General features: G+C 59.1%; 13 protein-coding genes and 1 pseudogene. 6 read left to right on the plus strand and 8 right to left on the minus strand.

What is annotated here, in order from left to right; genetic code table 11:
* Positions 1-73: 73 nt before the first annotated feature.
* Together ssuD and msuE are read right to left on the minus strand one after the other, a co-directional pair.
* Positions 74-1,219 carry an FMNH2-dependent alkanesulfonate monooxygenase gene (ssuD, locus tag IB246_RS25730; protein ID WP_008032614.1) on the minus strand — a complete coding sequence of 382 codons (1,146 nt, stop codon included), beginning with the start codon at positions 1,217-1,219 and terminating at the stop codon, positions 74-76.
* A gap of 10 nt (positions 1,220-1,229) precedes the next feature.
* Positions 1,230-1,793 (minus strand): FMN reductase, encoded by a 564-nt coding sequence (gene msuE, locus IB246_RS25735; RefSeq protein ID WP_008032612.1) that lies wholly within the window; start codon positions 1,791-1,793, stop codon positions 1,230-1,232.
* 489 nt (positions 1,794-2,282) lie between these two features.
* On the opposite strand from msuE, the gene IB246_RS25740 reads away from it, so the two are divergent.
* The 4 genes from IB246_RS25740 (at position 2,283) to IB246_RS25755 (ending at position 6,457) form a co-directional block, all read left to right on the plus strand.
* Positions 2,283-2,552: a hypothetical protein gene (locus IB246_RS25740; protein WP_008043025.1), complete on the plus strand. Its 270-nt coding sequence runs from the start codon at positions 2,283-2,285 to the stop codon at positions 2,550-2,552.
* 98 nt (positions 2,553-2,650) lie between these two features.
* On the plus strand, positions 2,651-3,265 hold the full coding sequence (locus tag IB246_RS25745) for a LysE family translocator (RefSeq protein ID WP_008032608.1): 615 nt from the start codon (positions 2,651-2,653) through the stop codon (positions 3,263-3,265).
* Between the two features lie 161 nt (positions 3,266-3,426).
* Positions 3,427-4,584, plus strand: coding sequence for a cysteine desulfurase family protein (locus tag IB246_RS25750; protein WP_008043024.1), 1,158 nt, complete (start codon positions 3,427-3,429; stop codon positions 4,582-4,584).
* Positions 4,585-4,648: 64 nt separating this feature from the next.
* A complete protein-coding gene (locus tag IB246_RS25755) occupies positions 4,649-6,457 on the plus strand; it encodes an aminopeptidase P family protein (RefSeq protein WP_008043023.1) in 1,809 nt (602 codons plus the stop codon).
* Here the strand turns inward: IB246_RS25755 and IB246_RS25760 are convergent.
* Positions 6,450-7,370: a LysR family transcriptional regulator gene (locus tag IB246_RS25760; protein ID WP_008043022.1), complete on the minus strand. Its 921-nt coding sequence runs from the start codon at positions 7,368-7,370 to the stop codon at positions 6,450-6,452. The genes IB246_RS25755 and IB246_RS25760 overlap by 8 nt on opposite strands.
* 104 nt (positions 7,371-7,474) lie before the next feature.
* On the opposite strand from IB246_RS25760, the gene IB246_RS25765 reads away from it, so the two are divergent.
* On the plus strand, positions 7,475-8,473 hold the full coding sequence (locus IB246_RS25765) for a zinc-dependent alcohol dehydrogenase family protein (protein ID WP_008043016.1): 999 nt from the start codon (positions 7,475-7,477) through the stop codon (positions 8,471-8,473).
* On the opposite strand, the gene IB246_RS25770 is transcribed toward IB246_RS25765, so the two are convergent.
* Together IB246_RS25770 and IB246_RS25775 are read right to left on the minus strand one after the other, a co-directional pair.
* Positions 8,470-9,060: a 2-hydroxychromene-2-carboxylate isomerase gene (locus tag IB246_RS25770; RefSeq protein ID WP_008043011.1), complete on the minus strand. Its 591-nt coding sequence runs from the start codon at positions 9,058-9,060 to the stop codon at positions 8,470-8,472. The two genes, IB246_RS25765 and IB246_RS25770, sit on opposite strands and share 4 nt — an antisense overlap.
* A 36-nt stretch (positions 9,061-9,096) precedes the next feature.
* Entirely contained in the window at positions 9,097-9,825 is a 729-nt protein-coding gene (locus IB246_RS25775) for an SDR family oxidoreductase (protein WP_008043009.1), read from the minus strand.
* A gap of 92 nt (positions 9,826-9,917) precedes the next feature.
* On the opposite strand from IB246_RS25775, the gene IB246_RS25780 reads away from it, so the two are divergent.
* Complete coding sequence (locus tag IB246_RS25780; protein ID WP_008032598.1) at positions 9,918-10,478, plus strand: TetR/AcrR family transcriptional regulator; 561 nt, start codon at positions 9,918-9,920, stop codon at positions 10,476-10,478.
* Positions 10,479-10,487: 9 nt separating this feature from the next.
* On the opposite strand, the gene IB246_RS25785 is transcribed toward IB246_RS25780, so the two are convergent.
* From IB246_RS25785 to IB246_RS28775, 3 genes and pseudogenes are all read right to left on the minus strand, one after another.
* Complete coding sequence (locus IB246_RS25785) at positions 10,488-10,769, minus strand: hypothetical protein (protein WP_008043007.1); 282 nt, start codon at positions 10,767-10,769, stop codon at positions 10,488-10,490.
* A gap of 169 nt (positions 10,770-10,938) precedes the next feature.
* Entirely contained in the window at positions 10,939-11,826 is an 888-nt protein-coding gene (gene rhtA / locus IB246_RS25790) for a threonine/homoserine exporter RhtA (RefSeq protein WP_008043004.1), read from the minus strand.
* Between the two features lie 239 nt (positions 11,827-12,065).
* Positions 12,066-12,251 (minus strand): annotated as a pseudogene (locus IB246_RS28775) (hypothetical protein); the annotation flags it as partial.

Below are 12,251 nucleotides of genomic sequence, written 5' to 3' on the forward strand. Positions count from 1 at the left end.
ATGACGCGATGCATCGGATAGACCGCAGCGCTTTCTTCGCGGGCAAGCCTCGCTCCTACAGGTAGTAGGTGGGTCAGGCCGTGGCTTTGGCGGGCAGCACATCATTGGCGATCATTTCGCCAAACGGCCCGGTGAGGTTGGTCACGCCACGCCCCGCCAGGCTTGCGTACGGTTCAGGCAACAGCGGGAACACCAGCTCGGCAAAGCGATACGCCTCTTCAAGGTGCGGATAACCGGAGAAGATAAAGCTCTCGATCCCCAGGTCCGCGTATTCCTTGATCCGCGCCGCCACTTGCTGCGGATCACCCACCAGTGCCGTGCCGGCACCGCCGCGCACCAGGCCGACACCGGCCCACAGGTTGGGGGCGATTTCCAGGTTGTCGCGACGTCCGTCATGCAGCGCCGCCATGCGCCGCTGGCCTTCGGAGTCAAAACGCGAGAACGACTTTTGCGCGGCGGCGATGGTTTCGTCGCTGATGTGTTCGATCAGTTTGTCGGCGGCTTTCCACGCCTCTTCGGCCGTCTCGCGAACGATCACGTGCAAGCGAATCCCGAACTTCACCGTGCGCCCGTTGCGTGCTGCGCGCTCACGCACATCAGCGAGTTTTTCCGCGACGGCGGCCGGTGGTTCGCCCCAGGTCAGATAGACATCGACCTGCTCGGCGGCGAGTTCATGGGCGGCTTCAGAGGAACCACCGAAGTACAACGGTGGATAGGGTTTCTGCACCGGCGGATAAAGGGCCTTGGCGTTTTGCACTTGCAGATGTTTGCCTTCGAAGTCCACCGCTTCGCCTTGCAGCACGCGACGCCAGATCTGCAGGAATTCGTCGGTGACTTCATAACGCTCGCTGTGATCGAGGAAGATCCCGTCGCCACGGTTTTCGTCCGGGTCGCCACCGGTCACCACGTTGATCAGCAAGCGGCCGTTGGACAGACGATCCAAAGTCGCGGCCATGCGCGCCGAGACGGTTGGCGAAATAATCCCCGGACGAATCGCCACCAGATAACGCAGGCGTTCGGTCAACGGCACCAGCGCCGAAGCGATGACCCACGAATCCTCGCAGGAACGCCCGGTGGGAATCAGCACGCCGTGATAACCGAGGCTGTCGGCGGCCTGCGCGACTTGTTTCAGATAGTTGAGCGTCACCGGGCGAGCGCCCTGGGTGGTGCCCAGGTAATGGCCATCGCCGTGGGTCGGCAGAAACCAGAAAACATCCATGAAAAGATCCTTAAGCGATTTTCAGCAGATTTTTGGGGTGCACGCCGAACAACGGCGCGGCGCGTTCTGCAGCAAGGCGAATGCGGGCCTTCAAGGGCTCACTGGTTATTTGGTAATTGGCGAAATCGGCTTCGGTGGCGTAGACGCCGATCGGCAGGGTCAGCGCCTGGAAGAAACTGAACAGCGGGCGCAGTTGGTGATCGAGCACCAGCGCATGCCGTTCGCTGCCACCGGTGGCGGCGAGCAGCACCGGCGTATTGATCAGCGCGTTCAAGTCGATCAGGTCGAAGAGGTGTTTAAGCAGGCCTGGGTACGAACCGCGATAGACCGGCGCGGCGACGATCAGCAGGTCAGCGTTTTCGATGGCTTGCAGCTCGGCTTCGATGTCGGCGCTCAGTTCCTGGCGCGACAGGGCCGCGCCCAGTGGCCGGGCGATGTCGCCCAGTTCGATCAGCTTGCTCTCGATCGGCAATTGCCCGGCCAGTTCGGCCAACAGCGCTTGGGTCAGCACCAACGTGCGGGACGGACGCCAGGTACCGCCGGAGAGGGCAACGACTTTCAATGGACGCGACATGATCAGTTCCTTTTTAAACAGTTGCTCAGCGAGCAGTGAGTAGTGAGTAGTCACAGGGCTTGAGCAAGAGCTGTACCAATCCTTCGAGCCCACGATTTACGTGGCTTGCAGCGTATTGATGACTGCGTGCTGTTCGATTTTAAGGACTGTTTGTTGAATGACTGTTGCCTGGCAAACAGTTGCGTGGGCAACAGTTGTGTAAGGCGATGGGGTTGTTATAAAGGCTGTTTGTTATTCCTCAAAAGATCATTGCAAGATATTTATAGATCATTAAGAAATATGCACATCCCTTGTAGGAGCCGGCTTGCCGGCGATGGCGGCCGCAAAAACACCGCAAGGTCCAAGGTCCTCATCGCCGGCAAGCCGGCTCCTACAAGGTGTGGTAATTCGGCTTCAATACCCACTATCGAGAGCGTTGATTTCTGCCCATCCAAAGGCGCGAGTAGCCTGTGTTCATTGCCCCGAACCCAGATGCCAGGACGCCAGACCATGAAACCTCTACTCGCCACTTTCCTGATGCTCGCCGTCTCCGTTCTCGCCGGATGTGCCAGCCACGTATCCCCGGAACTGCGGCCCTACACCGCCGAGGAAACCCGTGAACTGGCACTGGAATCGCTGAATCGTCGCGGTTTGTCCTTCGATGAATACCACGCGAAAAAAGCTGAATTGCTCGGTCAGCCACAGAAATCCTTCAGCTTCGACAAACAAGGCGAAATGAACGCCGAGCGCACTGTTCAACTGCACGGTCGCCCAAGCTGAGCGACTGTACTGCTCGAAGTTTCACCCAACTGTCCATGGGTTTCCCGGCAGGCGTGCGATAGGGTCAATACCTGAATGACCCTGACGGACTGCCACCAATGACGCTCTCGCTCGATCTGCTGCTGGGTTTCGCCCTGTTCGCTCTCGTTACCTCGATCACCCCCGGCCCGAACAACACGATGTTGCTGGCATCGGGCGTGAACTTCGGCTTTAACCGCACCATCCCCCACATGCTTGGCATTACCTGCGGGTTCTTCGTCCTGGTGGTGGCGGTGGGTTTTGGTCTGGGTGCAGTGTTTCAAAGCTATCCGTTGCTCTACACCGTGCTGCGCTACGTTGGCGCGGCGTATTTGTTGTACCTGGCGTGGAAAATCGCGCATTCCGGTCCGGTATCCGACGGCGAGAACGGTGAAAGCAAACCGATCAGCTACCTCGGCGCGGCCGCATTCCAGTGGGTCAACCCCAAGGCCTGGATCATGGCCATCGGTGCAATCAGCACCTACACGCCGATGCAGGGCTATTTCACCAACGTCATCGTGATTGCGGCGGTTTTCGCCCTGATCAACCTGCCGAGCGTTGGCGTCTGGGCCGCGTGCGGCACGCTGCTGCGCAACGTGCTCAAGGACCGCCGCTGGTTGCGCGTGTTCAATTGGGGCATGGCCGCGTTGCTGGTGGTTTCGCTGTATCCGTTGATGCTGGAAAGCTTTAGCTGACGCATTGCTTCAACCGGTTGCCCGATGCCTGTTAAGCTCGACTTCAGGAGCGTTCCTACGCACTTTCAAGTGAAGTCGTACTTTCTTAACGCATCCGATCAGGTATTGCTGGCGCACGGGTTGCCAGCACCTGATCCCGGAACAAGCTCTGCGAGTCTTTTATGAATAAACGTCCGTTGTATTTCGACTACGCCGCCACCACGCCGGTGGACGAGCGGGTCATCAAGGTCATGGTCGAGTGTCTGGGGTTTGCCGGAAACTTCGGCAATCCTGCGTCCAGCTCCCATGCATTCGGCCAACAGGCCCGGCAATCGGTCGAGCAGGCGCGACAGCAAGTCGCCGGGCTGGTGGGGGCGCAAGCCGACCAGATCGTCTGGACCTCCGGCGCCACCGAATCGAATAACCTCGCCCTCAAGGGCGTGGCCCAGGCTCGCGGAGTGTCCGGCGGGCACATCATCACCAGCCAGATCGAACACAAGGCGATTCTCGACACCGCAAGGCAATTGCAGGATGCCGGTGTTGCCGTGACGTATCTGGTGCCCGACGCGCAAGGTCTGATCACCCCGCAAGCGGTCAGCGAAGCGATGCGCGAAGACACCTTTCTGGTGTCGCTGATGCTGGTCAACAACGAGTTGGGCACGGTCAATGACATCGCGGCCATCGGCGAGGTCGTGCGGGCCCGCGAGGCGTTGTTCCATGTCGATGCGGCCCAGGGCGCGGGGAAAGTGGCCATCGACCTGGCGCAATTGCCGGTGGACCTGATGTCGTTTTCGGCGCACAAGATCTACGGTCCCAAAGGCATCGGCGCGCTGTATGTCGGGCCTCGCGCGCAACAGCGTTTGCAGGCGCAGATTCACGGGGGCGGTCATGAAGGTGGCTTGCGTTCCGGGACCCTGGCGACTCACCAGATTGCCGCCATGGGCGTGGCGTTCGCCCTGGCCGCGCAACTGTTCGATGAAGAGAAAGCCACGATTGCGCGCCTGCGCGAGCGCTTGCTCGAGCACCTGTCGGGCATTCCCGGCGTTCGCCTCAATGGCAGCGCGACCCAGCGCATCCCTCACACCTTGAGCCTGACCTTCAGTGAAGGCGAGTTCAACTCCGCGGCGTTGAGCGCATCGATTGCGTTTTCTGCGACCTCGGCCTGTAATTCCGCGAGCAATGCGCCGTCCCATGTGCTGCTGGCACTGGGGCATGACGCCCGCTCGGCGAGCCGCACCATTCGCTTGAGCCTGGGGCGTTTCACGACCGAGCAGGACATCGACCAGGCGGCACAACTGATTAAAGCGGCCTGCGCCAGTGCCCCGGCATTCTGGCAATAAGGCCTCAAGTGCCGACGTTGATCGGCACTCAACAATAATGATGAAGTGATTAGCAGGAGACATGATGAGTACGCAGCCTTCGATCAATGGATCGGTGCCCGAGCGCCTGGCGCACACCCGCGAGCTGATGAGCCGGGAGGGCATTCACGCCCTGCTGGTGCCGTCAGCCGATCCGCACCTGTCGGAATACCTGCCGGGCTACTGGCAAGGACGGCAATGGCTGTCGGGCTTTCATGGCTCGGTCGGCACGCTGATCGTCACACCGGATTTTGCCGGCGTCTGGGCCGACAGCCGTTATTGGGAGCAAGCGACCAAGGAGCTTAAAGGCAGCGGCATCGAACTGGTCAAGCTGCAACCGGGTCAACCCAGCCCGCTGGACTGGCTGGCCGAGCAAACCCCTGAAGGCGGCGTCGTCGCGGTAGACGGTGCGGTGATGGCCGTGGCCTCGGCACGTACGTTGGGTAGCAAGCTCGAAGAGCGCGGCGCCCGTCTGCGCACCGACGTCGATCTGTTGAGCGAAGTCTGGAGCGATCGCCCGACGTTGCCGAACGAGCCGATCTATCAGCACCTGCCGCCTCAGGCGACGGTCAGCCGTGGCGAAAAACTCGCCAACCTGCGTGAGGTGTTGAAAGAGCGTGGCGCCGACTGGCATTTCATTGCCACCCTCGACGACATCGCCTGGCTGTTCAACCTGCGCGGCGGCGATGTGTCGTTCAACCCGGTGTTTGTCTCTTTCGCCTTGATCAGCCAACAACAGGCAACCCTGTTCGTGGCCTTGAGCAAAGTCAGCGCCGAGCTGCGCGCGGTCCTCGAACAGGACGGCGTGACCCTGCGCGATTACAGCGAAGTGGCCGACGCCTTGCGCGCAGTGCCGAGCGGCGCGAGCCTGCAAGTCGATCCGGCACGCGTCACCGCCGGTTTGCTGGATAACCTGAACAGCGGCGTGAAACTGGTCGAAGGCCTGAACCCGACGACATTGGCCAAATCGCAGAAAAGCCTGGCCGATGCCGAGCACATCCGTCAGGCCATGGAGCAGGATGGCGCGGCGCTGTGCGAATTCTTCGCCTGGCTGGAGTCGGCGTGGGGCCGCGAACGCATCACCGAACTGACCATCGACGAACACCTGACCGCAGCGCGCACGCGTCGTCCGGATTACGTGTCGTTGAGTTTCAACACCATTGCCGCGTTCAACGCCAACGGGGCGATGCCGCATTACCACGCGACCGAAGAAGAGCACGCGGTGATCGAGGGCGACGGTCTGTTGCTGATCGACTCCGGCGGCCAATACCTGGGCGGTACCACCGACATCACGCGGATGGTGCCGGTCGGTACGCCAACCGATGAGCAGAAGCGCGATTGCACACGTGTGCTCAAAGGCGTCATTGCGCTGTCCCGTGCGCAATTCCCTCGGGGCATTTTGTCGCCGTTGCTGGACGCCATCGCCCGTGCGCCGATCTGGGCGGAGAACGTTGATTACGGTCACGGCACCGGTCACGGTGTCGGCTACTTCCTCAACGTTCACGAAGGCCCGCAAGTGATTGCCTATCAAGCTGTTGCTGCGCCGCAAACCGCGATGCAGCCGGGCATGATCACCTCCATCGAACCGGGCACCTACCGTCCGGGTCGCTGGGGCGTGCGGATCGAGAACCTGGTGTTGAACCGTGAAGCGGGCAAGAGCGAATTCGGTGAGTTCCTGAAATTCGAAACCCTGACCCTGTGCCCGATCGACACGCGCTGCCTGGAACCGTCGTTGCTGACTCAGGACGAAAAACAGTGGTTCAACGCGTATCACGCCGAAGTGCGCGAACGCTTGAGTCCGCTGGTCGACGGTGCAGCCCTTGAGTGGCTGAACACTCGAACCGCTGCTATCTGATCGGCTTGAGTTCAGGCGCTGCTTCCAGCGCCTGGCTCATGTAGTCGACAAAGGCTTTGACCCTGGCGGATTGGCGACGATTCGCCGGGGACACAGCCTGCATCGGCAGTGACTGCGCGGTGTAGTCCTGCAAAATCGCTGTCACTCGCCCGGCTTTCAAGTCTTCGCTGAACAGCCACACCGGCGACAACGCAATCCCCAGTCCCCCCAGCACCATCTCGCGAATCGCCTCCGAGTTGTTGCTTTGCGCATTGCCCTTGATCCGCACCTCGTGGCGTTGATTGTTTTTCTCGAAAATCCATAGATTCTGACTGTTCAGCAGATTGAACTGCAGGCAGTTGTGCCCGCCCAGTTCTGCCGGCGTGTGCGGTTGGCCGTGTTTTTTGAGGTAGGCCGGCGTTGCGACAGTTGCGCGGTGGGTGGTGCCGATGTGACGGGCGATCAGGCCGCTGTCATTCAGCTCACCGATTCTGAAGGTGACATCCAGTCCTTCGCTGATCAGGTCCTGGTTTTGATCACTCAGTTGCAGGTCGATTTCTATGCCGGGATGGCGCTCAAGGAATTGCGCCAGGCGCGGGGCAATCTGCAAACGCCCGAAGCTGACCGAGGAGCCGATGCGCAGGTGACCGGCAATGCGCTCCCTGCCGGACTGGAAACTGTGCTCGGCCGCATCGACGGCTGCGAGGATTTGTCGACATTCGTTGTAGTACCGCTGACCTTCATCCGTCAGGGAAAGCTGGCGGGTGCTGCGTGCAATCAGTTTTCCGCCCAGCCCGGTCTCCAGCGCCTTGAGCACTTTGCTGATGGTGGGCTGGCTGGTCTGCATCTCTCGGGCAACCGCAGAAAAGCTGCCGCGTTCGACGACCCTTACGAAGATTGCCATTGCATTGAGTTTGTCCACGGGAATTCTCATTGATGCCGCATAGGCATGGTCACTATAGCTATTTGGCGTCTTATCAGCATGAGTTGGTTGGCCGAAGATTTATCCCACAGCCACCTCTGACGGAAATATGCGAAATGACTGACTCACTTGAAATGCGCGCTCTGATTGTCGACTCGGCCAACGCGCCGCTACGCTTGGCTTCCATTCAACGGCCGGTGCCGGAAGCAGGGCAGGTATTGGTCCGGATCAAAGCCAGCGGGGTAAATCCACTGGACGGAAAAATCCGTTCGGGCCAGGCCGCCCATGCGCGTCAGTCATTGCCGGCTGTGTTGGGCATTGATCTGGCGGGAACCATCGAGGCGTTGGGGGAGGGGGTCAGTGGATGGCTGCCGGGCGATGAGGTTTATGCCATGGCCACCGGAATTGGCGGGGCGCAGGGTTCGTTGGCGGAGTACGCAGCAATCGATGCCAGACTGCTGGCGCGCAAGCCAGGCAATTTGAGTATGCGTGAGGCGGCGGGGTTGCCGTTGGTGTTGATTACGGCTTGGGAAGGGTTAGTGGACCGGGCGCGGGTGCGTGCGGGGCAGAAGGTGCTGATTCATGGTGGTGCGGGTGGTGTGGGGCATGTCGCGGTGCAAATAGCCCGCGCCTTCGGTGCCCAGGTGTTTGCCACCGGTTCTGCCAGGCATCAGGCAATCATCGAAGGCTTCGGTGCGACGTTTATCGACTATCGCCAGTCTTCGGTCGAGGAATATGTCGCGCAACACACGGATGGGGAGGGCTTCGATATCGTCTACGACACGGTGGGCGGTGAGACACTGGATGCGTCATTCAAGGCTGTACGGGTTTATCACGGTCATGTGTTGAGTTGCCTCGGTTGGGGGCAGCACAGTTTGGCGCCGCTCTCGTTTCGTGGCGCAACCTATTCCGGCGTATTTACGTTATTGCCGTTACTCACCGGCGTGGGGCGCGAGCGTCACGGGGAGATTCTTCGTGAGGCGGCTCTCTTGATCGAGGCGGGCAAGCTGAAGCCGTTGATGGATCCTCGGGCGTTCACTCTGCAAACCGCCGAGGCCGCCCATGAGCTGCAGTTTTGCGGAGCGGCTCAGGGGCGGTTGGTCATCGAGATTTAACGCAGGGCTTCAATCACGAAGTCCAGTCGATCCTGGCCGAAGAGCAGCTGGTTATCGATGAACATGCTGGGGGCGCCGAACACGCCGCGTTGCACCGCTTTCTCGGTGTTGTCCTTGAGCGCGGCCTTGACGTCTTCATCGGCGGTCAAGGCCAGCACTTCGTTGGGGTCAAAGCCGTTCTGCGTCAACACTGAAGCGACGGTCGCCGGGTCATCGAGGCTGCGTCCCTCGACCCAAAGCGCTTTAAACAGGCAGTCGATGAATGCCTGGAAGCGTTCGGGATGACGTAACTGCATGCCAGTGACGGCGCGCATCAGCATCAATGTATTAATGGGAAAGTGCGGATTGAACTTCAGTGGCACGCCATAACGTTTGGCGTAGCGGTCCAGGTCCTGAAACATATAGAGGCCCTTGGCCGGAATGGTCGCGGGGGAAGCGTTGCCGGTGGCTTTGAAAACGCCGCCCAGCAGCATCGGGATGTAGACCAGTTGGCTGTCTGTCTGCTCGCAGATTTTCGGCAGTTGGGTATAGGCCAGGTAGGTGGCAGGGCTGCCGAGGTCGAAGTAGAACTCAACGGTTTTGCTCATGTTCAATGCGCTCTGATTATTGTTATTGGGGAGGGCTTACCAGCGTTCGCTCCATGGGCGCAGATCCAGCTCGAATGTCCAGGCGTCACGGGGCTGGCTGTGCAGGTACCAGTAGTTCTCGGCGATGTGTTCGGGATTGAGGATGCCATCCTGATCCTTGGTGGCGTACTTCTCGGGAAAGGTGTTGCGGATAAAGTCAGTATCGATAGCGCCGTCGACGACGACGTGGGCAACGTGAATATTCATCGGCCCCAGTTCGCGGGCCATGCTTTGAGCCAGTGCGCGAATGCCGTGCTTGGCACCGGCGAATGCTGCAAATCCGGCGGCACCCCGCAGGCCGGCAGTCGCGCCGGTAAACAGAATCGTGCCCCGCTGACGCTTGGCCATGCGCTTGGCCACTTCACGGGCATTGAGAAATCCTGAGAAACAGGCCATTTCCCATATCTTGAAATACTTGCGAGCGGTTTCTTCGAGAATGCTGCACGGCACATTGGCGCCGATGTTGAACACAAACGCTTCGATGGGGCCGATCTGGCTTTCAATCTGCTCGACCAGCGCAATCACGTCCTCTTCCTTGCGCGCATCACAGGCAAAACCATGGGCTTCACCGCCCTCGGCTTTGATGGCGTCCACCAATGGCTGGAGTTTGTCCGCACTGCGCCGGGTGACACAGGCGACAAATCCTTCTTGAGCAAAACGCTTGGCAATAGCTCCACCAGTAGCATCACCGGCGCCGACAACCAGTACGACCTTCTTATTATTCATGAGGTGCTCTCTTTGCTAAACGATCGTTAACTAAACGAACGTTATGCTACGATTCGGCAGGCGTCAAGATGATCAATACAGAGGGCAAGGCAATGCGTTACTCGGCCAATCACAAACTGGAAACCAAACAGAAGCTGCTGGAAAGCAGTGCGTTGTCGGCGAAGAAGTCGGGTTTCGCAACAGTCGGTGTCGATGCCTTGATGAAGGCGATCGGCTTGAGTGGTGGGGCTTTCTACAGCCACTTTTCGTCGAAGGATGAGCTGTTCGCTTCAATTGTCGAGCGTGAGCTGGTTCAAAGTCTGGAACGATTGGGGGCGGATCAGGACCGTGACAGGCTCGAGCGTTGCCTGAAGCATTATTTGAGCATGTCCCATGTCGAACACCCGGAGTCGGGTTGCGCCTTGCCGGCATTGGGCGCCGAAATAGCCCGTTCAGACGTGCTGGTCCGGCAGCAAGCGGAGAACTGGATTTGTCGGCTACAAGAGAGTTGGGCGCGGATTCTGGAGAGCGACAGCCTGGCATGGGCGATTCTGTCGCAATGCATCGGCGCGTTGGTTGTGGCGCGAATGCTCGCCACCCCTGACATCCAGCGCACGGTACTGAAGTCCAGTTACGATGAGATCAGCCGTCAGATCGCCGGCCCGCGGACCTGAAGAGACGGCCTACTTGCAGATGACGATCATGCTGCGGCTGGTATAGCCGGCCGGGTTGAGACCAAACGGATAATCGCCAGGTTCTTCCACGCCATCCCCTGACTTTGCGATGACCTTGTATCCCTTGGGCGCACAGGAGTTGGCTGCGCTGGTGTAGCACTTGTCCCAGGATGACGACAGCCCGGAACAGTTGATATGCAATCCTTTCTTGCCACGTTTGGTATGAGTTTCCGAAGTCGCCGCGCAGCCCGCAACTGCAAGTATGGCGATCAGTATCAAAATTCGTTTCATTGCTGTCCTTATAGCGTCCCCGGATCTTTGCGCCCGGGTCTGGCCGTGTTCGCTTTAGCTTGAAGCGTTCTTATATCCCTATCGTGAAAAATCCATGTCTGACACTGGGTTACGGGCCTAAACATGGCCTAATTGCGCGGTAAATACCAGACCTTCGTCAAATCCTGTATTAATCCGCGGCAACCGCAGGTTTGGCGGCACCGCCCATGGTCATGGTCGCGCCGACGGAAGCCAGAATGATGCAGATGATAGCCATCCACTGTGACAGTGAGAGGTATTCATGGAGGAACAACAGACCTGACAGGGCACCGATCGCAGGTTCAATACTCATCAGCGTGCCGAAGGTCCGGGCTGGCATTCGGGTCAGGGCGACCATTTCCAGCGTATAGGGTAGGGCAGTGGACAACAGGGCGACGCCGATCGCTATGGGGATCAGTGATGGCGTCAGCAGCGCGGCGCCGGCATGCACAATACCGATAGGCGCTACGAACAGTGCGGCAATCATGACGCCCAGTGCAGCAGTCTGTACGCCATTGTCTGCACCGGCCTTCTGGCCGAATAGAATGTACAACGCCCAGCAGACTCCGGCCCCCAAGGCATAACCCGCACCGACCAGATCAATACCGGCAGTCGTGGCTCCCGTGGGTATCAATAACAGCAACCCGATGGCGGCCAGTGCGATCCATAAAAAGTCGATCGCGCGACGTGAGGCATAAATAGCAACCGCCAGCGGCCCGGTGAACTCCAGCGCTACCGCGATTCCCAATGGGACTGTGCGCAGGGACATATAGAAGAGGAAGTTCATGCCGCCGAGTGCCATCCCGTAGACAATGACCGTGCGCAAGGATTTCGCGGTGAGCTTCGCACGCCATGGGCGCAGCAGTATCAGCATGATTACGCTGGCGAAAATCAACCGCAGGGTCGTTGTCCCCTGCGCACCGATAACCGGGAACATGCTTTTGGCCAGGGAGGCTCCGGACTGGATCGACGCCATGGCTATCAATAGCAGGCCAACCGAGAACAGGGTCGAGGCAAGGCTGCGGGGGTGGTCATTCATTGCGTGGCATCGTCCAAGGCAGGAAACGAACGTATTGTTCTAGTGTTGGGCAATATACTGCGCATTCAAGGTGTTCGCGTCTATATATAAGCAGTGATTTTGAGCATCCTGATAGAAAGGCTAAATTAGGGGTTGACGGCAGATTCTGGAAGTCTATAATTCGCCCCACTTCCGGCGCAGTCGAAACGGAAAACTCCTTGGTAAACAAAGAGTTACACAGTTTTCGACAGCGAGTTGCTTCAGATCATCGAAGCCCAGAAGGAGTTGAAAGGGCGGTGTTGTTTGGCTCTTTTGACGATTCGATCTTCTCGGTCGAAAGCGGAGAAAAAGAGGTGTTGACAGCAGCGAGTAACGCTGTAGAATTCGCCTCCCGCTAACGAGAGATCGGAAGCGCAAGTGGTTGAAGTTGCAAAGGAAACTTTGAA

The sequence above is a fragment of the Pseudomonas sp. PDM01 genome, from assembly GCF_014852325.1.
Lineage (GTDB): Bacteria > Pseudomonadota > Gammaproteobacteria > Pseudomonadales > Pseudomonadaceae > Aquipseudomonas > Aquipseudomonas migulae.